At 47.0% G+C, this 20,149-nt stretch carries 15 protein-coding genes and 2 pseudogenes; 16 read left to right on the top strand and 1 reads right to left on the bottom strand.

Features of this window, described 5'->3' with window-relative positions:
• Window positions 1–387: 387 nt before the first annotated feature.
• The 4 genes and pseudogenes from BM241_RS12215 to BM241_RS07400 all read left to right on the top strand — a co-directional run bounded on the left by BM241_RS12215 (window position 388) and on the right by BM241_RS07400 (window position 4,483).
• Window positions 388–1,899, top strand: a pseudogene (locus BM241_RS12215) (DNRLRE domain-containing protein).
• 21 nt (window positions 1,900–1,920) lie between these two features.
• The gene (locus BM241_RS07410) at window positions 1,921–2,700 is read left to right on the top strand and encodes a hypothetical protein (RefSeq protein ID WP_025747079.1); all 780 of its coding nucleotides are present in this window, start codon (window positions 1,921–1,923) and stop codon (window positions 2,698–2,700) included.
• A 268-nt stretch (window positions 2,701–2,968) separates the two neighbouring features.
• Window positions 2,969–3,745, top strand: coding sequence for a polysaccharide deacetylase family protein (locus BM241_RS07405; protein ID WP_092282390.1), 777 nt, complete (start codon window positions 2,969–2,971; stop codon window positions 3,743–3,745).
• 114 nt (window positions 3,746–3,859) lie between these two features.
• Window positions 3,860–4,483: a single-stranded DNA-binding protein gene (locus tag BM241_RS07400; RefSeq protein ID WP_035146038.1), complete on the top strand. Its 624-nt coding sequence runs from the start codon at window positions 3,860–3,862 to the stop codon at window positions 4,481–4,483.
• A gap of 261 nt (window positions 4,484–4,744) precedes the next feature.
• Here BM241_RS07400 and BM241_RS13295 read toward each other — a convergent pair.
• A pseudogene (locus tag BM241_RS13295) lies at window positions 4,745–5,068 on the bottom strand (LysM peptidoglycan-binding domain-containing protein); the annotation flags it as partial.
• A 315-nt stretch (window positions 5,069–5,383) separates the two neighbouring features.
• On the opposite strand from BM241_RS13295, the gene BM241_RS07390 reads away from it, so the two are divergent.
• The 12 genes from BM241_RS07390 to rpoZ all read left to right on the top strand — a co-directional run bounded on the left by BM241_RS07390 (window position 5,384) and on the right by rpoZ (window position 20,148).
• A complete protein-coding gene (locus tag BM241_RS07390; RefSeq protein ID WP_025747077.1) occupies window positions 5,384–5,686 on the top strand; it encodes a YerC/YecD family TrpR-related protein in 303 nt (100 codons plus the stop codon).
• Between the two features lie 33 nt (window positions 5,687–5,719).
• On the top strand, window positions 5,720–8,101 hold the full coding sequence (locus BM241_RS07385; protein ID WP_051456340.1) for an ATP-dependent helicase: 2,382 nt from the start codon (window positions 5,720–5,722) through the stop codon (window positions 8,099–8,101).
• Window positions 8,102–8,147: 46 nt separating this feature from the next.
• Window positions 8,148–10,145 (top strand): NAD-dependent DNA ligase LigA, encoded by a 1,998-nt coding sequence (gene ligA, locus BM241_RS07380; RefSeq protein ID WP_025747075.1) that lies wholly within the window; start codon window positions 8,148–8,150, stop codon window positions 10,143–10,145.
• Between the two features lie 133 nt (window positions 10,146–10,278).
• The gene (locus tag BM241_RS07375; RefSeq protein WP_092282389.1) at window positions 10,279–13,116 is read left to right on the top strand and encodes a peptidoglycan-binding protein; all 2,838 of its coding nucleotides are present in this window, start codon (window positions 10,279–10,281) and stop codon (window positions 13,114–13,116) included.
• A 404-nt stretch (window positions 13,117–13,520) separates the two neighbouring features.
• Window positions 13,521–13,814, top strand: coding sequence for an Asp-tRNA(Asn)/Glu-tRNA(Gln) amidotransferase subunit GatC (gene gatC / locus BM241_RS07370; protein ID WP_051456315.1), 294 nt, complete (start codon window positions 13,521–13,523; stop codon window positions 13,812–13,814).
• A 39-nt stretch (window positions 13,815–13,853) separates the two neighbouring features.
• Window positions 13,854–15,323 carry an Asp-tRNA(Asn)/Glu-tRNA(Gln) amidotransferase subunit GatA gene (gene gatA, locus BM241_RS07365; protein WP_025747072.1) on the top strand — a complete coding sequence of 490 codons (1,470 nt, stop codon included), beginning with the start codon at window positions 13,854–13,856 and terminating at the stop codon, window positions 15,321–15,323.
• 7 nt (window positions 15,324–15,330) lie between these two features.
• A complete protein-coding gene (gene gatB / locus BM241_RS07360; RefSeq protein WP_092282388.1) occupies window positions 15,331–16,761 on the top strand; it encodes an Asp-tRNA(Asn)/Glu-tRNA(Gln) amidotransferase subunit GatB in 1,431 nt (476 codons plus the stop codon).
• A gap of 174 nt (window positions 16,762–16,935) precedes the next feature.
• Window positions 16,936–17,925, top strand: a complete 990-nt coding sequence (locus BM241_RS07355) for an AIR synthase family protein (RefSeq protein ID WP_025747070.1) — start codon at window positions 16,936–16,938, stop codon at window positions 17,923–17,925.
• Window positions 17,926–18,115: 190 nt separating this feature from the next.
• Window positions 18,116–18,994, top strand: a complete 879-nt coding sequence (locus BM241_RS07350) for a YicC/YloC family endoribonuclease (protein ID WP_025747069.1) — start codon at window positions 18,116–18,118, stop codon at window positions 18,992–18,994.
• Window positions 18,995–19,015: 21 nt separating this feature from the next.
• On the top strand, window positions 19,016–19,306 hold the full coding sequence (gene remA / locus BM241_RS07345) for an extracellular matrix/biofilm regulator RemA (protein ID WP_025747068.1): 291 nt from the start codon (window positions 19,016–19,018) through the stop codon (window positions 19,304–19,306).
• Window positions 19,307–19,327: 21 nt separating this feature from the next.
• Window positions 19,328–19,939 (top strand): guanylate kinase, encoded by a 612-nt coding sequence (gmk, locus tag BM241_RS07340; protein ID WP_092282392.1) that lies wholly within the window; start codon window positions 19,328–19,330, stop codon window positions 19,937–19,939.
• A 2-nt stretch (window positions 19,940–19,941) separates the two neighbouring features.
• Entirely contained in the window at window positions 19,942–20,148 is a 207-nt protein-coding gene (rpoZ, locus tag BM241_RS07335; RefSeq protein ID WP_092282387.1) for a DNA-directed RNA polymerase subunit omega, read from the top strand.
• Window position 20,149 lies beyond the last annotated feature (1 nt).

Below are 20,149 nucleotides of genomic sequence, written 5' to 3'. Positions count from 1 at the left end.
TGGTAGTTGATTAGGAATTTAGCATGTCGTGTGGATTTGTAGGTATTCATTCTAAACCAACCTTCTTAATTCCAAGATTTGGTTTAATTATATCATACTTGGTTCTCAGTTTCAACCCTTGCATTCATCCCCGCCCTACAAGGACGAGGCTTTCTGCAGAATTCTTGTAATTCAAAGACGTATCAACTTCCTGACGGAACGTATAAATGGGTAGGTTATGCTGATAACATTCATTACCGGGACCAAAATGGTTATTATCAAGACATTAATAATACAATCATTACGGAAAATAAAAAAATAGGTGACGTGGATTATATATATAAAAATGCCTCTAACTCATATACTGTAAGATTTTCTAATAATGCTGCTGATAATTATTTTGTAATAATGGAGTATCAAGGTAAAACATTGGCTTTTGGTTTGAAGGATAGCAATGCTACAAATGCAGTTAAATTGGAAAAGATTGACAGTGTTGATAGCAAAATATTATCGAATACAGTTGATGCGCAAAGTTGTATTGCTTATAAGGATGTATATCAAGATATTGACTTGATATACGAATCAAAAACATACGGGCTAAAAGAGTATATTGTTCTGAAACGACCGACAGGTAAAAATGAGTTTTATTTCAATATTAAAATGGATGGACTAAAAGTAAAAGAAGAAAATGGTAGTATAGTTTTTGTTGATAAGGATGATAACGCTATATTTTATATTGAACAACCATTTGCCATTGATAATAACGAAGTGATAACTGAAGATGTGAAATATACTATTGTGGAAAGCAATGGAGCCTATCAAATAAAAAGTACTATTGATAAGGCTTATTTAACCGATGCAAGCAGAGCTTATCCAATAGTCATTGATCCATCGGTTATGATCACGGGCGCCTTAACGACATATGATTCTTATGTAAGTTCTAAATATCCTGATACCAACTACTATTTGAATTATTATTTAAGAACGGGCAGGGATAGTGATTATTATATAAGAAGGACATATATAAAATTTGACCTGCCTACTAATATACCTGCTGAGTATGTAACAAGTGCGTATCTTAGGATGGAAAAATACAGCGGTGCGACTCCAAGTATCAAGGCATACAGGGTGACGGGATATTGGGAATCCAGTACAATAACATGGAACAATCAACCAAGTTATACAACCACATACGCCTCTCCAACTGCTTACAACGATAGTGGTAATTGGTGAAGGATGACCGTTACAGACATAGTAAAGAGATGGTTTAACGGGACATATAGCAAGTATGGTTTCATGGTCAGGGATGATACGGAATCGGGAACGACGCAGTGGACAACTTTCTATTCATCCGATGCTTCTTCGCCACATAAGCCAGAGCTTCATATTAATTTTACTGGTTACGGCAGCCGACCATATGAATACGAAACATTTCCATATTTCAACTGTGCAAATTATGCATTAGATTATTACGATGAATGGGGTTTATCTTTTGGCATAACACTAGAAGGATTAAATTCTTGTTCGAATGAAGCTGATTTATGGACATATACTAAGAACTGCGTTAGTTCATGGTTGCAGAACCACATGAGTGGAAAGTATAATAGCTTATCAAGTTATCAATCCTATATAAGTGGGGGTAAATGGAGAGTAGTATTGCGAATGGGGTATGAAGATAGGAATGGCAACGGTATTGTTGATATTGATAATAGAGACCCATCTAAAGACTGTTATGATTTTCATTGGTGGTATCAAACAGATACAGGGCAGTGGGCTGAAAAAATGGGAGCATCGCCTTCAAATTTGGTGAGTGGTACTAATGCAAATACTAATCCATATAATGTGAACTGGCCTAATTCTTACTTTGGTTTTGCTCATTTCTATGATAGCAGCTGCGTATACTACGCAATCTGGGAATAAAAAGAAAGGTGGGATAATTTCATGAGCAAAAAAATGATTATAACTATAACTGTAAGTGCAGTGTTACTGGTGATTGGAGCCGGCGTAACCTATGCTTACTTGTCTGATATATTAGAAAGGCAGCCGGAGCCAAAGGGCGGTTACACTTTGGACTTCTTGAAACAGTATGTGGCTGAAAATCTGGCCGAAGATAACAGCGGTATTTCTGACAGCATTCCGTGCTATAAGGAAGAGGATTTGTTTTTTGGGACAGGTAGAATCTTTCCTTTGGGAGCAGATTCGGGATACAGTAAAGGCTTTAGCTTCAGAACGAATTTTTTTGAAAGAATAGTAAAAATGTTTCCAGAGCCGCTAGTGAGAGAAATAGGCGACTATATCTATCTTGTCTATGACACAGATAATAATACCCGATTGTATCTGTTTTTCTCAAAGAAAAAAAGTCAAGGCATGTTAACTGATGGTTACCCTGTAATCATGAAAAAAAAGCTTGCTTATAAAGATTTTTCCCAATTACAACCGGGTGATAATTTGCAGAAGGTGGAACAGATTGACCCTGTTATACCGTTGTACAGGAGAGTTTTCGATGAAGCAACGGATCACGTGCTTAAGCTGAATAAGGAAATGGGAATATATCTGACCTCTGTGCACCTGCTTGCAGACGGTATACTCAAGATTGAATACGACAGGACCGATGACAGGGAGTATGTTATCACAAATATTGTATATAATGAGGATTTTATTCTTAATGGATTAGACGGGCAAACATGCTATAGAATATACGAAATGGACTATGTGGATTAAATAAAGTTATATAAATGCCAAAACAGGAATAATAACAATAATGATTGAGGGTAAAAACAATACAAGGTAGAGTGTAACACAAATTGTGGGGCAACATAAAACAGAGTGCAGTGCCTAGCAATCCAGCGAAGGGAGCAATTACAACCTACTATGCAAGAGATAGAGCAGGACGCTGAATTTATCATTCAGCTCCTGCTCTTTTTTTGTCATATCCTTTGCTGCAATGCAATAAATTAATAGCAAGGTGTTATAAGCGAGGTGCTGTAGCGTGAGGGTCATATACGTATCCAGAATACAGGCCATACGTACGCTTGTGGTGCTTGTACTGGTTATAATCTCCATAATATACACTCAGACCACACAGTATGACGTCATAAGCGTGTTTTTAAACACCAAGCGTGAACTGCCGATATATTCTGTGGAGACCGATGAGAAGAAGATCGCCATATCCTTTGACGCAGCCTGGGGGGCTGAATATACTGACGAAATATTGGATATATTGAAGAAGAGGAACATCAAGGCCACGTTTTTTCTTGTGGGGTTCTGGGTTGACAAGTACCCCGAAAAGGTGAAGAGGATTGCATCGGAAGGCCATGAGATAGGCAATCATTCTACCACCCACCCGCATATGTCACAGCTAAGCAGCCAGCAAATTCGGATGGAAATTGAGACTACGCAGAAGAAGATAGAGGAGCTGGCAGGTGAGCGGGCGGTTAAGCTTTTTAGGCCGCCTTTTGGGGACTACAACGACAGGCTTATCCTGACGTGCAGAGAGATGGGATACTACACCATACAGTGGGATGTGGACTCGCTTGACTGGAAGGAGTACGGTGTGGAGCACATGTTCAATCAGGTGACCAAGAAGGTGCGTAACGGCTCGATCGTTCTGTTCCACAATAACGCCAAATACATCGTACAGGCGCTGCCTTTGATTTTGGACCACCTTCTCAAGGAAGGCTATACCATCGTCCCGGTATCGGAGCTCATTTACAAGGACAATTATTACATAGATCACACGGGCCGCCAGAGAAAAGTAGGCACATGAAGGGCGAATAAAATGTCCATCAGTTGAATAGCTATAATTTAGATAATGTACTGTTACCGGATTGAAGGTCGAAACGTTACGAATGAAATGATTCTAGGAAGGGAGAGGGATAAAATGGTGGAACACACTTCAGAGAACAACCAGGTTTTGGTGGCCGGCAAAGTAGACTCCCCGCCCACCTTTGCCCACGAGATATACGGCGAAGGTTTCTATAACTTCACTCTGGCGGTGCCCAGGTTGAGCGGATACATAGACCTTTTGCCTGTTACAGTTTCCGAAAGGCTAATCGATATAGGCAAACTTTCGGTGGGTACCGAAGTGGTTGTAAAGGGGCAGTTCCGGTCATATAACAAATACCTCGACGGGAAAAACAGGTTGATACTTACGGTGTTTGCCAAGGACATAGCCATGAAGGACGAAGAGATAAAAAATCCAAACCAGATTTATCTTGATGGGTATATATGTAAACCACCTGTCTATAGGACCACGCCGCTTAACCGGGAGATAGCCGATGTTTTGCTGGCCGTCAACAGGCCCTACAATAAATCTGATTATATTCCTGTTATAATGTGGGGGAGGAATGCGCGGTTTTCACAGAATCTGGCGGTTGGCCAGCGCATCAGGATATGGGGCAGGATCCAGAGCCGGCCTTACCAGAAAAAGCTGCCCAGCGGTGAAATACAGGACAGGATAGCCTATGAGGTGTCGGTTTCAAAACTTCAACTGGTAAACGGGTGAAATAAAGTGTCTTCGGACACTTTATTTCTTTTCTGAGCTTACATGTTGTGCTAAAATAAAAAAGAAGAACCCTTATTGTTCGGGTTCTTCTTGAGCGTTGCTTGTAGGAGCGGGTATAAGCAACCGTTGACCGGGGTAAATCAGGTCAGGACGAGGAATGTTGTTGAGACGGATCAAGGCATCCAGCGGCACGTTAAACTTTTCCGCGATGCTGTAGAGGGTATCTCCAGGCCGTACGATATATACCTTACCGCCCGGTGGTGGCGTTGGAGGCTCGACGCCTGGTATGAATATCCTTTGGCCGGGATAAATGATGTATGGAGGCGGGATCTGGTTTACCCTTATGAGTTCGGTCAGCGATATGTTGTATCTCTGCGCAATCCTGTACAGCGTATCACCAGGCTGCACGATGTAGTAGAATCCTTCTTCGGGTGGAACAGGCCCTTTGGGAATTTCCAGCAGCTGTCCTGGATAGATCAGGTTGGGATTGGGAATGTTGTTTACGGCGAGAATGGCTTCTACCGTGGTGTTGAATTTCCGTGCGATCTTGTAGAGGGTATCGCCTGGCTGTACTATGTACGTCATCAACTTTCCCTCCTTTAGGCGCTGTATTATTATATCTATATGCGGTATGGCGGGAATATGTTACTGTTTTTTTGTGAAATATGAGTGTCTGAAGCTCCTGCCTCTTTTCTGTAAGACGGAGCATGGGCTGTATACGTGACGCGTGATGGTGCACTACGATAATGGTGTTGTGACATTGATGGAAATGTCACTGAACCTGAGGCTGTTCCGAATACCGCCTGTTGGGGTGGGACAGCCTTAAATGGCGGACTACAAATACCCCAACCTTCTAAACTGGTGCGGCTGTTGCACCGTTTAGATGAACGGGCCAGGGAAATGGAATATCGTTCTAAAATCAAGGATGAACTGGTTGACCAGCTGTTTAAGGCCATATTGAGCCTTGAGACCATGGAGGAGTGTTATCGCTTTTTTGAGGACCTGTGTACCGTGAACGAGATCAAATCCCTGGCACAGAGGTTGGAGGTGGCCAGGATGCTCAAAGAGAAGAAGACCTACAGCGAAATAGCTGAAAAGACGGGGGCCAGTACCGCTACCATAAGCCGGGTAAACAGGTTTTTGCTTTACGGATCCGATGGATACAATATCGTGCTGGACAGGATATCCAAAAAGCAATCATGATGAAAAGCGGGTGAAGGTTTTATGTCAGAGGATATGAAAAGCAGATTTCGTGCGCTGAGGGACAGGATAATCGAGCTGCAGTACAGGCATTTGAACGATATGCAGAGGAAGGCGGTGCTGACCACACAGGGGCCTCTGCTGGTGCTGGCAGGTGCCGGTTCGGGCAAAACGACGGTGCTGGTAAACAGGATTGCACACCTGCTTAAGTTCGGCTGTGCTTACGGGAGCGATTATGTGCCAAGAGATTTGACGCCCCAGGATATTGCTTCTATGGAGGAATACATAGCCCGGTGCCAGGACAGCGGTGCAGTAATTCCACTGCCCGAGCGCATTTTTGCGCTGCTGCGCTACCGGGTTGCCTTTCCGGGCAGCATACTGGCCATTACCTTTACAAATAAAGCGGCAAAAGAAATGAAGGAAAGAATAGTTCAGCTGGTGGGGGAAGCGGCCTATGACATATGGGTCAGCACCTTTCATTCCGCCTGTGTCAGAATACTTAGGCGGGAGATCGATAAGATAGGGTACTCTCGAAATTTCGTGATATACGACGACTCCGACCAGTTGACGGTGGTCAAGGATTGCATCAAGGAACTTAACCTTAACGAGAAATACTATGATCCCAAGGAGATCAGAAATTTGATAAGCCGCCTCAAGGACCAGATGAAAGGGCCAAGAGAATACGTGGACGAGGTGAGGGGTCAATTCAGGGAAGAGAATATAGGCCGCATATATCAGCTTTACGAGGCTAAGCTCAAAAAGAACAACGCCCTGGATTTCGGCGATCTCATAAACAAGACCATTGAGCTGTTTCGCTTGAGGCCGGATGTACTGGATTACTACCAGAAGAAATTCCAGTACATACTGGTTGACGAATATCAGGACACCAATATGGCCCAGTACATCCTCATAAAGATGCTTTCGGAGTTTCATGGGAATGTCTGTGCGGTGGGAGATGATGACCAGGCAATTTACGGCTGGCGTGGCGCCGATATAAGAAACATACTGGAATTCGAGAGGGATTTCCCCAGTGCCGCCGTCATCAAGCTGGAGGAGAATTACCGCTCATCCCAGACCATACTGGATGCGGCCAACAGCGTCATTCAGAACAATAGAGGGCGAAAGCCCAAGCGGCTGTGGACCCAGCGCAAGCATGGCGACAAGGTGCGTATATACCAGGCATATGACGAGCACGACGAGGCTGAGTTCATATGTCGCCAGATCAAGGATTTGATGCAGCAAGAGGGACGCAGGGCGGGGGAGTTTGCGGTGCTGTACCGCGTGAACGCGCAGTCCCGCGTGCTGGAAGAGGCCATGATAAAGTACGGTATCCCCTACCGGATATACAAGGGATTGCGGTTTTACGACCGCAAGGAGATAAAGGATATAATTGCATACCTGCGCGTCATTGTAAACCCGGCCGATGACGTTAGCTTGAAGCGCATAATAAACGTTCCCAAAAGGGGTATAGGGCCTGCGACGATAGAAGCGCTTGAGGGAGCGGCGGCAGAGATGGAGGAAAGCATATTTGGCGTTGCCATAGATTTGGATAAGAATGGAGTGCTCTCGGGCAGGGCCGCTGCCAGCGTTAAATCGTTTGTCGACCTCATAATGCGGCTTATAGCCTTGAAGGATACCATGGGCATAGTGGATTTTGTCCACACGGTGCTGGAAGAGACGGGATACCGTAGCGAGCTGGAAAGAGAAGGCACAATGGATGCCCTGGCCCGTTTGGAGAATATAAAGGAGTTTATCTCGGCTGCCAGGGAATTTGAAGAGGCCAACCAGGGGGCTGACCTGGTGGACTTCCTGGAAAACATCGCGCTGGTGTCCGACGTTGACGAGGTAGGAGAGGATGAATCGGCTGTGGTGCTCATGACGCTCCACAGCGCCAAGGGACTGGAGTTCCCGGTGGTCTTTATGGCTGGATTGGAGGAGGGGCTGTTTCCACTTGCAAGGGCGGTGGACAATCCTGATGAGCTGGAAGAGGAGCGCAGGTTGTGTTACGTGGGCCTTACCCGGGCAAAACAACGGTTGTATCTTTCCTATGCCCGGAACAGGACCCTCTACGGCGGTTCGATGCTAAGCATGCCCTCGCGGTTTATAAGCGAGATTCCTGAAGAGCTGGTGGAGCCGGCAATAGGAGGATATGCATTCGAATTTGGCGATTCTGGTGTCAAAAAGGGTACAAGCGTTGACCCGATTGTCAGCTTTAACCTGCCCGGGAAGGTGACAAAGGAGAAAACTGGTCCATCTCCTAGGTTTGCGCTGGGGGACAAGGTTCTCCATCAGAGGTTTGGTGTGGGCACCGTAGTTGCCATGGACGGTGAGGGTGCCGACCTTCGAATTCAGATCGCTTTTGAGCAGGGTGGCATTAAAAAATTTATGGCCAACTTGGCCCCCCTTAAAAAGCTTTAATGGTAAGACGAAATAATTTTAGCTTTAAGATGGTGTGGTGGTGTACATGGATATCAAGCAAGCAAGGGAAGAGATTGAAAAGCTCAGGGAAGAGATAAGGAAGCACGACTATTACTATTATGTCCTTGACCAGCCGGTGATATCGGATGAAGAGTATGATGCCCTGATGAGGCGCCTGATGTGGCTGGAGCAGGTCTTTCCTGAGCTTGCGACCCCCGACTCGCCCACTCAGAGGGTGGGTGGACAACCTTCAAAGGCGTTTGGCACGGTGCAGCACAGGGTACCCATGCTCAGCCTGGCCAACGCTTTCAGCGAAGGGGAGCTTAAAGACTTTGACCGCCGAGTGAGAAATGCTGTGGGTGACGACGTTGAATATGTAGTCGAATACAAGATAGACGGGCTGTCAGTTGCCCTGTGGTATGAAAACGGGGTGTTTGTACGCGGGGCTACACGAGGGGATGGATACACGGGCGAGGATGTAACCGAAAACTTAAAGACCATAAGGAGCGTTCCGCTAAAGCTCAACAAGCCCTTTACCCTTGAGGTAAGGGGTGAGGTCTTTATGTCTAAAAAGGATTTCGAGGTCCTAAATGAGCAGCGGCGCGAGCAGGGGCAGCCTCTATTTGCCAATCCGAGGAATGCCGCGGCAGGGTCTTTAAGACAGCTTGACCCCCGTGTGACGGCTTCTAGGCCTTTGGACATCTTCATATTTAACCTTCAGTACATACAGGATAGTCAAATGCCGGAAACCCACTGCGATGCCCTTGAGCTGCTGCGCGAGATAGGGTTCAAGGTCTCCCCTGTTTTATGCCGTTCACGGCATATAGATGATGTCATCGACATGTGCCTTGAGTGGCATGAAAAGAGGCATTCGCTGTGGTTTGACATCGATGGCCTCGTGATAAAGGTCAACAATTTGAGGCAGAGGGATATGCTGGGGGCCACCACCAAAAATCCTAGATGGGCTATTGCCTACAAGTTCCCCGCCGAGCAAAAGGAGACGGTGATACGCGATATAATCGTGCAGGTGGGAAGAACGGGCGTTTTGACCCCTACTGCGGTGTTTGACCCGGTGCCGGTGGGAGGTTCTATAGTCTCGCGGGCCACCCTTCACAACGAAGATTACATAAAGGAAAAGGATATACGTATCGGGGATACGGTGGTCATCCGAAAGGCTGGGGATGTGATACCCGAGGTGGTGGAGGTCAAGAAGGAAAAGAGGACCGGGAACGAAAAACCCTTCGTAATGCCCAAGCGCTGCCCGGTATGCGGTGCCGACGTCATACGCCTTGAGGGCGAAGCAGCCACCAGGTGTACCGGAAATGCATGCCCGGCCCAGATTAAACGCCTGGTAATCCATTTTGCCTCCAGGGATGCCATGGATATACAGGGCATGGGCCCGGCTGTAGTGAATCAACTGCTTGATAGAGGGATTATCAAGGATGTGGCCGACCTGTACTATTTGAAGTACGAGGATTTAATCGGAATCGAGAGGATGGGAGACAAATCGGTCAGGAACCTTTTAGAGGCCATTGAGCAGAGCAAAGATAGGGGACTTGCACGGCTGCTGTTTGGCTTGGGCATTCCGCTGGTGGGTGCAAGAGCGGCCCAACTGATAGCGCAGCACTTTGGCCATATCGATAGAATAATGAAGGCAAAGAAGGAAGAATTTCTGGAGATTGAGGAGATAGGAAACAAGATCGCTGAAAGCATAGTGGCTTTCTTCAAGGAGGAACAAAATGTCAGGATTATAGAGAAGCTCGAGGCAGCTGGAGTATTGATGGAGCAGCCGGGTTTGTCGCTTCGCGATGAGTCGCTAAAAGGGTTGACTTTTGTTTTAACCGGTACTTTAAGCAGCTATACCCGCGAGGAGGCCACACGGCTCATTGAAGAGAGAGGTGGCAAAGTCTCAAGCAGCGTTAGCAAAAAGACCAGTTACGTGGTAGTGGGCGAAAATCCTGGCAGTAAGCTGGAAAAGGCGCGTGCTCTGGGCATTACTATACTCAATGAGGAGGAGTTCAAACAGCTGCTGAACATAAAATAGGTCTAATTTACTATTCTCGAACCATTGATTTTTTGGCAGATTTATGTTTAAATATGAGATAACAATGGTAAATTTGTCATTTCTTGTTTCAATCTGCAATAATTAAATTTAATGAGGGGAAGGGGGTGAAGTGTTGGGTAGACGGGTTTTGGCGTGTCTGCTGGTTGTACTCATGCTATCAGCACTACTCCCACAGCAAACTTTGGGGGCTACTCTGTTGAGGCGAGGCAGCCGCGGCGCAGCGGTCCAGCAGCTTCAGCAGCAGCTCATTAAGCTGGGTTTTTTGCAGGGTAGTGCTGATGGTATTTTTGGGCCTCAAACCGAAGCCGCCGTGAGAAGCTTTCAAAAAGCCTACGGTCTGAAACAGGATGGCATAGCCGGCCCTGCAACGCTGGGCAAGCTGGCAGAGGTTTTATCCGGTTCTACAGGAAACAGTGGGTCATCATCTGCACCTGCACCAGAGCCGCCGTCGCGAAGCGAAAGCTCAAGCGCCCCAATCACCACGACGTTGAGGCTTGGCAGCAGGGGAAGCCAGGTTGCGACGCTGCAGAGGCGGCTGAACGAGCTAGGATACAACTGCGGCGCAGTGGATGGTATATTTGGTTCAAGGACGCGTCAGGCGGTGATGGCCTTTCAGAGGGACAACGGCCTGGCAGTGGACGGCATAGTAGGGCCCAAGACTATTGCAAAGCTGTTTGCAGTAAATAATCCGCCACAGAATCAAAATCCTGAGCCTTCTGCACCGCCGTCTAATGATGAGCAAACCAGCGGAGGCAGCGAAAATGGCAACCAGAATGCTACTCCGCCAATCACCACGATGTTGAGGCTTGGCAGCAGGGGAAGCCAGGTTGCGACGCTGCAGAGGCGGCTGAACGAGCTAGGATACAACTGCGGCGCAGTGGATGGTATATTTGGTTCAAGGACGCGTCAGGCGGTGATGGCCTTTCAGAGGGACAACGGCCTGGCAGTGGACGGCATAGTAGGGCCCAAGACCATTGCAAAGCTGTTTCCGACAGAGCCACCACAGAATCCGCAACCGCAACCTGAGCCAAAGCCAGAGCCGCAACCACAGCCGGAACCACAACCGAAGCCTGAACCTGGGTTTACGCAGTTCCACGGTACACCGGGGGCGTTGGCCGGCAAGGTCATATTTGTGGATGCCGGGCACGGCGGGACCGATCCAGGTGCCACTAGAAAGCATGAAGGCTATGGCTTGGTGAGAGAAAAAGATTTGGTTCTTGATATGGCTTTGAGGCTCAAACGGATACTGGAAGAAGCCGGTGCCACTGTGATACTTACCAGGCCTGATGATAGGTATTATTCCTTGTTTTACCGGTCGGCCTTGGTAAACACCCATATTCTTCAGACCGAGCTGGCTGCAGTGAAGAAGGATAGGGATGCGGCTTTACAGGCTAAACAGGCTAAGGGAGAGGAGTTGGCCCAAAAAGAGCATGAAAAGACGCAAAAAGAAGCCGAGGTTGTCAGGTATCAAGAAGAATTAGCGTCTGCAAAGGATAAGCTTTCACAGTATGAAGCACAACTGGGCGAACTTCAAACCGAGTTGCAGCAGGCTATAAAGGATTTAGAAGATAAACAAAAGGCCTACGATGAGCAGTACGCGAAATACCAGCCGAAAGAGAAGGAGCTGAAGGATGCAGAAAAGCGACTGGGAGACCTAAGAATGCAAAGAGATGCACGTAAGCGGGAATACGACGCCATCACGATCGACATATCCAAGCTCAGCGAAGACATCATCAAACTGGAGACTGAATTGGCTGGCTTAGAGATGGAGGAGGAGAAGAAAACAGCTTTGCTCGACCAGTTCAATCAAGTAAAGACGGATCTAGAAGCGGTTGACGCAGCTCTAAAAGAAGGTAAACCTGTAGACGAAATACAGAGCGCAATAGAAACGCTCGGTGAAGATATTGACAGCCTGGCAAGGGAGTTGACTGGGTTACTAGCTAAGTTGGACATAGATGAGGCCGAGGAGGAGGCTTTACTTGACCAGCTCGATCAAATTATCAATACGGATCTGCAAGGAGTGGAGGACGCTCTAGAGCAGAAGAAATCCTTGAAGGCTCAGCTGGATCAGCTGGACGTGCAGATTTCGCCCTTGGAAGAACAAGTAGCCCAAATGCAGGAAGAGCTGGACAAACTAGCCGAAGAACTAAAACTGAATGAGCTCAAAGCTGCCGTGGAAGATGCCCAGGCAAAAGTGAATGAAATTAATGCTGATTTGAAGGATGTTGAAGAAAAGATCAATGCATTGAAAGCTGATATAGACAACCTCCAAAAGGCTAAAAAGGATGCTGAAGATGCAATAACACGACTTGGAAATGAGATTGTTGTTCTTGAAGCGGAGATTGAAGCTCTAAAGAAAGACATAGAAGCTAAGGACGAGCAGATTGAGACGCTAGAGACCAGGATCCAGCAGTTTAAGGTGTATTTGGACAATCCTGGTCTCAAAGATAGAGTGGATATATACGCAGGGCAGGAGGTAAACGACAAGAGGTACGCAACTCCCGAGCTGGTTGAGGTGTTTGACCTTACGCGCCAGAAATACCAGGATAACTATCTGTTTATTTCCCTGCACTGCAATTCCACGACGGCCAGCGATCAGACTTCAAGTTCGGGCATCAGCGTATTTTACAGGGATAACGGACCATACGCCTATAACGGTACATACGGCGTCAATGTAGAGTACTACAAGGGGTACAATGCCGCAGAAAGGGAGAAGTTTGCCAAGACTTTACTGCAGCAGCTCAATGCTACTACCAATTTCTCCAAGAAATATACCGTCCCATACAAAGCCGATTTCAGCGTGCTCAGGGAAAATAACGTGATCTCGGTGCTGGTGGAGGTAGGCTTTATCAACAACCCCAATGACAGGGCATTGTTGATCAATGAGCAGACCCGTGAGAACGTGGCTGCCGGCATATACAAGGGAATTGTGGAGTATTATAAGAGGTAGTTTATGAGAGCGGGCTTGATAAAGGCCCGCTCCTTTTTTATTGAAAAATATATGCACAAGAAGGCTCCATCTTCTACAACACGGAATTGCTAAAGATGTGATGCAATGTTTACCAGGTGATGACAATACGCAAAACTTAGAAAAATTATACAGGTTTCTCCAAAAATGTGTACAACTACAGTCTTTGCTCTGGTAGAACATACTTTTTCGGGATATGATAGAAGGATTTCACAGGCAAACGTAGAAAATTTAAATAGGCTTTCATAGGCTTAAGGAGCGCTGTTATGTTGTACTTTTAAAAGCAAATGCATGCAGGCAGGTTGGCCAAAATATGATTTGAATAAGGCGACAAAATATAGTAAAATATTGTAACATAGGCACGATAAAATTTGGGGAAAGGGTGTATGGCTGTGGGGATTACTGTCAAGGATGTGGAGTATCTGGCCGAAGCTGCTAAGTTTGAGTTTACCGAAGAACAAAAGCAGAAATTTGCACAGGCGTTGAGCGATATCATAAATGCCGTGGACAGGTTGGCTGAAGTTGATACAGAAGGTGTACAGCCAACCATTCACGTGCTTTCAGTTAAAAACATCTTTCGTGAGGACGTAGTTTTGCCCTCGATGGATAGAGATATCCTGCTCAAGAACGCGGCCGATGTACAAGACGGCTGCTACCGCGTTCCAAAGGTTGTGGAATAAATTTGGCGAAAAACTCTTTGGGGATATGGAGGGTGAAAAATGGAACTCTACAAGCTCACTGTACACGAGGCTGCTGACCTCATAAACAAAAGAGAGGTTACCTCCCAACAGATTGTTCAGTCTACGCTTCAGCAAATCAATGAGGTGGACAAGGATGTCAAAGCCTTTATCACGCTAGCTGATGAACGTGCTCTGGAAGAGTCCAGGCAGCTGGACGCCTCTGTGGCAGATGAAGAGGGCTTGTCTGTGCTTGCGGGCATTCCGTTTGGTGTGGAGGATAATATATGCACCGAAGGCGTCAGGACCACCTGTGCCTCCAAGATGTTGGAAAACTTCGTTCCACCCTATAGCGCTACGGTGGTTAGCAGAATAGCCCAGCAAAAGGGCATTTTGATGGGGAAGCTTAACACCGATGAGTTTTCGATGGGACTAACTACTGAGTCCTCGTATTTTCATGAGACACGAAACCCCTGGGATCTAAACCGCATTGCGGGAGGAGCCAGCGCAGGCGCTGCTGCCGCCGTGGCAGCCGATGAGGTATTTTATGCGCTGGCCACCGATACTGGAGGTTCGCTTAGAAGAGCAGCGGCTTTTTGCGGCGTGGTGGGGTTGAAGCCTACATACGGAATGGTTTCTCGCTATGGAGTGATATCCTCAGGCTCTTCAATGGATCAGGTAGGTCCTGTTGCCAAGGATGTTAAGGATTGCGCGATCGTATTTCAGGCCATTGCGGGAAGGGATATGGCCGATCCCATGACCGCCAAAGCGATGACCTCAAATTATGTTCAAGCGCTGGCGGATGACGTAAATGGTTTGCGCATAGGGCTGCTCAGGGAGTGTTTCGACCAAGGTGTAGATAAGGATGTTAAAGATGCTGTTTTAAATGCTGTCAAGAGCCTTGAAGGGCTTGGCGCCCATGTGGAGGAGGTATCGCTGCCTAGCATAGAGCATGCACCTGCTGCTTATTGTGTCATCCTATCGGCTGAGGCCAGCTCTAACCTCGGACGTTACGATGGGATTAAATACGGTTACAGGGTGGAGAGGTGTCAGGACCTGGATGAGCTGTATAAGAAAACTAGAACGCAGGGGTTTGGTGATGAGGTCAAATTAAGGGTGATGCTGGGGACCTACGCCTTGAGTGCCGGAAACTATGAGCGCTATTATCTGCAGGCGTTAAAGATAAGGACCATAATAAAGAACGAATTTGAAAAGGCTTTTGAAAAGTTCGACATCATAGTGCTGCCTACCTGTCCCACCACCGCTTTGAGATTTGGCGATAAGGTGGACAACGCTCTTGCAATATTCCTTGCGGATAAATATACAGCGCCGGCCAGCATTGCTGGGCTACCGGCCATCACAGTGCCCTGTGGCTTTGACACCAAGGGTCTGCCCATTGGTATGCAGTTTATAGGTAAGGCATTCGACGAGAGCACCCTGTTTAGGGCAGCGTTCACCTTTGAACAAAACACCGATTATCACATCAAACGCCCGGCCATCGACTGGAGGTGATATAGCCATGAAATACGAAGTGGTTATTGGTCTGGAGGTACACGCAGAACTTTCAACGCAATCAAAGGCTTTTTGTGGCTGCAGCACAAAATTCGGTGCTGCCCCCAACACCCAGTGCTGCCCTGTCTGCATCGGCATGCCCGGGGTACTCCCCGTCATAAACAAAAAGGCGCTGGAGTATACCATTAAGGCGGGTCTGGCTTTAAACTGCAGAATAGCACGGTATACCAAGATGGATAGAAAGAATTATTTCTATCCTGACCTACCCAGAGCGTGCCAGATATCCCAGTATGATGTGCCAGTGTGCCAGAATGGATATTTGGATATAGTGGTCAATGGGCAGACGAGGCGTATAGGCATAAACCGGATTCATCTTGAGGAAGACGCAGGAAAGCTGCTTCACGACCAGTATGCTGATAGTACACTTGTGGATCTCAACAGGAGCGGCGTTCCGCTAATCGAGATAGTTACAGAGCCTGATTTAAGGTCTGCCGAAGAGGCAAAGGTATTCCTGGAGACTTTGAGGTCCATCCTCCGATATATAGATGTATCCGATTGCAAGATGGAAGAGGGTTCGCTGCGCTGCGACGTCAACATTTCGGTAAGGCCGGAAGGGCAGAAGGAGTTTGGCGTGCGTACCGAGATGAAGAATTTGAACTCCTTCCGGGCGGTTTACAGGGCAATAGAGTACGAAGCCAATAGGCAGATATCCATACTGGAGGAAGGCGGGACAGTGCTCAGGGAGACGCGCCGCTGGGATGACAGCGCTGGAAAGAGCTTCTCTATGCGCGCAAAAGAACATGCACAGGATTACAGGTATTTCCCCGAGCCAGATCTTCCACCTATTGAGATAGATGACGAATGGGTGGAAGAGATAAGAAAGCAAATTCCGGAACTGCCTGCCCAGAAGCAGCGCAGATATGTGGAAGAGTTTGGGTTACCTGAATATGACGCCGGCATCCTGACCTCATCAAGGGATCTGGCTGACTATTTCGAAAGATGTGTCAAGCTGTATGAAAATCCCAAGACCATAAGTAACTGGCTTATGGGCGACTTCTTGAGGTTGGTCAACGAGAAAAATATAGAGATATCCGATGTACCTGTGACTCCTGAAAACCTGGTTAAGCTGTTCAAGTTGATCGACTCCAAGGTTATAAGCGGGCCGATAGCCAAAACGGTGTTTGAAGAGATGTTTGATACCGGAAAGGATCCCGAAGCCATTGTTGAGGAGAAAGGCCTCAAACAGATAACCGACAGGGATGAGCTGGTGAAGGTCATAAAGAAAGTTCTGGCGGAGAATCCCAAGTCGGTTGAGGATTACAAGAACGGCAAGAAAAAAGCCCTAGGCTTTTTGGTTGGACAGACCATGAAGGCCACCAAAGGCAAAGCCAATCCACAGCTTGTCAACGAGATACTCCTGGAGGAACTGGAAAAATAAATAAAGGGCGGTCAATTGACCGTCCTTTATTTATTTATGATGAAAGGTACTTTTGGGCTATTGTAAGATGGCCATAACCACTGGTAAAATAAAAACTGTTTGACTTTCGATTAAATAGTGGTACAATATTATAAGCAATATTTAAAGCAATCATGTGCTAAACGGAGGAAAGACGTGAATATAGGTAAAATATCAAATGAATTCTTAAAAAATCAGATTATTTCGAAGTTAACAATTAAACGCAAAGATGTGCTTTTGGGACCGGGTATAGGCAGGGACTGCAGCATATTGGATTTTGGTGAGGAGTTGTGCATAATTTCAAGTGACCCGATAACTGGGGCGTCCAGCCAAATGGGATACATAGGGGTTCACATATGTTGCAACGATATAGTGACCACCGGCGCTGAAGTGGTGGGAGTGACGCTCACCATTTTGGCTCCACCGGATGCTCAGGCTGCAGAGATTGAGCAGGTGGTGGTGGATGCCGAACGTGCAGCCCGGGAGCTTGATATAGATATTCTGGGCGGCCATACAGAGGTTACAGACGCTGTATCCAAAATGGTGTTGTGCCTCACAGCCATTGGCAGAGTTAGGAAGGAAAAGGTAGTCTCATTTGCAAGCGCTCAAGCCGGAGACGATATAGTGGTTACCAAAAAAGCAGGCATGGAGGGCACAGCCATTTTAGCGCATGACAGAGAGGACCTGCTGTTGCGCCATTTTCCTGAGGAGCTGGTTCAAAGTGCCAAGGATTTTATAAACCACATCAGCGTCATAAAAGAAGGCAGGATTGCCAGCTCCTTTGGCGTACACGGGATGCACGATGCAACCGAAGGCGGTGTGCTTGGCGCTATATGGGAAATCAGCGAGGCTATGGGGAAAGGGGTTGAAATAGATGTAAGGCGGATACCCGTAGCTGCTGAGACCAGAGCTATTTGCCGTTTCTTCAATATAGACCCTTTAAAGCTTATCTCGAGCGGCTGTATGGTGATAGTGACGCCGAAAGGGGAGAAACTGGTTGAGCTTCTCAACGCAAACGGCATCGAGGCTGCTGTTGTGGGCAAGGTTATCGATGACAGCGCTAAATGGCTGGTGACCGGGGAGGAGCGCGCCCCTCTTGAACCCCCCGATGCTGATCAGCTATATAAAGCGCTGCGTTTTACATAAATCTTCTTCAAAGCGGAGTAGAAAGTCGGTTTTTAACGGATGTAATTTGTGTTATAATACTGATTGAACCTGCTATGGCTGTATTATACCGCACCAAGCGTCTAAATTTCAAAAATTGGTCTTATAAATCCGTCATAATTTGGGAATTTCATGATTATAATACAAAACGAAGAAATGGAGACGGTAAGCTATGATCTACAGCATGACGGGGTTTGGCAGAGGCAAGATAGAAGAACAGGGCAGAGAGATGTCTATAGAAGTGAAGACATTGAACCACCGTTTTCTGGACATTTATGTCAAACTGCCACGTACTCTGTCGTTCCTTGAAGAGGATATAAGGAGCATGGTTCAGCAGCATCTGTCAAGAGGGAGGGTGGAAGTAACCGTAAATTATTCGAACCAGCGAAGCGATGTGGTGGACGTACAGGTCAACCAACCTCTTGTGGATGCTTATCTTGTATGCTTTAATAAACTGGCGCAGGAGCGTAACCTACCCAATGACATCTCTGTATCGTCGTTGCTCAATATACCAGATGCTTTTGTCGTCAACGAAGTGGAAGAAGACCAGGAAGCGCTAAGGCAGATGGTAAGGGCTCTGATGGAACAGGTACTCCAGGAAGTAAAGGAGATGCGCAGAAAAGAAGGAGAAAATTTAAAGAGCGATCTGCTGGAGCGCTTAAAAAAAGTGGAATCAATGTTAACCTGTATCGAGCAGCGAGCTCCTCAAGTTGTCGATGAGTACCGTGAAAAGCTAAGAAACCGACTCAAAGACCTCCTTCAGGGTTCACACCTGGACGAGAATCGCTTTAATATGGAAGTGGTGTACTTTGCCGAAAGGTGCAACATAACCGAGGAGATAGTAAGGCTCTTCAGCCATCTTGAACAGTTCAGGAAGGCTCTGGAATCTACCGAGCCTATAGGTAGGCGGCTTGATTTCTTGGTCCAGGAGATGATCCGGGAGGTCAACACCATCGGCTCTAAAGCAAATGATTTGACCATCGTTAACCTTGTGGTTGATATAAAGAGCGAGATCGAGAAGATAAGGGAACAGGTTCAAAATATCGAGTAAAGCTGAAAAGGAGAGTGGGGTATGAGTATTAAATTGGTCAACATTGGGTTTGGAAATATCGTTTCGGCTAATCGTCTTGTAGCAATTGTCAGTCCCGAATCGGCGCCTATAAAGAGGATCATACAGGAGGCGCGCGAGAGGGGGATGCTGATTGATGCCACCTATGGCAGAAGGACCAGAGCGGTCATAATCACCGACAGCGACCACGTTATATTGTCTGCCGTTCAACCTGAGACGGTAGCCCATCGCGTTAATGCCAAAGATAGTACCCCTTCCACCTCGACACTATCTGACGAAGAACAGGAGGAGTAAAGATAAGCAGTGAAGTTTACCATGTTCAATAAAGGGCTGTTAATTGTGGTATCGGGTCCTTCGGGTGCTGGAAAAGGTACTATCTGCAGCGCGTACATTGAGAGAAATCCCCATGCCATACTTTCAGTGTCGGTGACTACACGAAAACCCCGTGTGGGAGAAAAGGAAGGGGTTAACTATTTTTTTAGGGACCGGGAAACTTTTCTCAGAATGGTAGAGAATGGTGAGTTTTTGGAGTATGCCGAGGTTTACGGCAATTACTACGGTACCCCCAAAAAATTCGTCGAGGAGAAGCTGGCTGCCGGCAGGGATGTTATACTGGAAATCGATATACAGGGGGCACTGCAGGTAAAGGAGCGCTTCCCCGAGGCGGTGTTTGTATTCATAATTCCTCCTTCCATGGAGGAACTCAAGAGGCGCATTGTCAAGCGTGGAACGGAGGATGCAGAGACCATCTACAGGAGATTTCGGAGCGCCTATGAGGAGCTGAACTATATCTCCCGATATAATTACGTTATCATAAATGACACGGTGGAGAGCGCCGTGGCCAAGCTGGAGGCCATTGTACTGGCTGAAAAATGCCGTGTTGATAGGAACAAAGAGCTGTATTTAGAACTGACAGGGAGGGGTTGAGAATGCTTTATCCGTCGCTGAATGACCTCATGAAGAGGGTTGATAGCCGTTATACCCTTGCTGTGGCGGTGGCAAAGCGCGCAAGGCAGCTGGTTGCAGGGGCAAAGCCTTTGATTTCGACACAGTCCAGCAAGCCTGTCACCATTGCAACCGAGGAAATAAATGAAGGCAAGGTACTATACAAACGGACAAAAGAAGGTATAAAGTGAG

The sequence above is a fragment of the Caldicoprobacter faecalis genome, assembly GCF_900115765.1.
In the GTDB taxonomy this organism is placed as follows: domain Bacteria; phylum Bacillota; class Clostridia; order Caldicoprobacterales; family Caldicoprobacteraceae; genus Caldicoprobacter; species Caldicoprobacter oshimai.
This window is presented reverse-complemented; position numbering and strand designations above follow the sequence as displayed.

What these genes read in the sequence shown, in the direction of transcription:
- BM241_RS07390 (WP_025747077.1), top strand. Translation starts at nt 5,384, where the DNA reads ATGGAATATCGTTCTAAAATCAAGGATGAACTGGTTGACCAGCTGTTT.
- gatA (WP_025747072.1), top strand. Translation starts at nt 13,854, where the DNA reads ATGGAACTCTACAAGCTCACTGTACACGAGGCTGCTGACCTCATAAAC.
- ligA (WP_025747075.1), top strand. Translation starts at nt 8,148, where the DNA reads ATGGATATCAAGCAAGCAAGGGAAGAGATTGAAAAGCTCAGGGAAGAG.
- BM241_RS07400 (WP_035146038.1), top strand. Translation starts at nt 3,860, where the DNA reads ATGGTGGAACACACTTCAGAGAACAACCAGGTTTTGGTGGCCGGCAAA.
- gatC (WP_051456315.1), top strand. Translation starts at nt 13,521, where the DNA reads ATGGCTGTGGGGATTACTGTCAAGGATGTGGAGTATCTGGCCGAAGCT.
- gatB (WP_092282388.1), top strand. Translation starts at nt 15,331, where the DNA reads ATGAAATACGAAGTGGTTATTGGTCTGGAGGTACACGCAGAACTTTCA.
- BM241_RS07410 (WP_025747079.1), top strand. Translation starts at nt 1,921, where the DNA reads ATGAGCAAAAAAATGATTATAACTATAACTGTAAGTGCAGTGTTACTG.
- gmk (WP_092282392.1), top strand. Translation starts at nt 19,328, where the DNA reads ATGTTCAATAAAGGGCTGTTAATTGTGGTATCGGGTCCTTCGGGTGCT.
- rpoZ (WP_092282387.1), top strand. Translation starts at nt 19,942, where the DNA reads ATGCTTTATCCGTCGCTGAATGACCTCATGAAGAGGGTTGATAGCCGT.
- BM241_RS07385 (WP_051456340.1), top strand. Translation starts at nt 5,720, where the DNA reads ATGAAAAGCAGATTTCGTGCGCTGAGGGACAGGATAATCGAGCTGCAG.
- BM241_RS07350 (WP_025747069.1), top strand. Translation starts at nt 18,116, where the DNA reads ATGATCTACAGCATGACGGGGTTTGGCAGAGGCAAGATAGAAGAACAG.
- remA (WP_025747068.1), top strand. Translation starts at nt 19,016, where the DNA reads ATGAGTATTAAATTGGTCAACATTGGGTTTGGAAATATCGTTTCGGCT.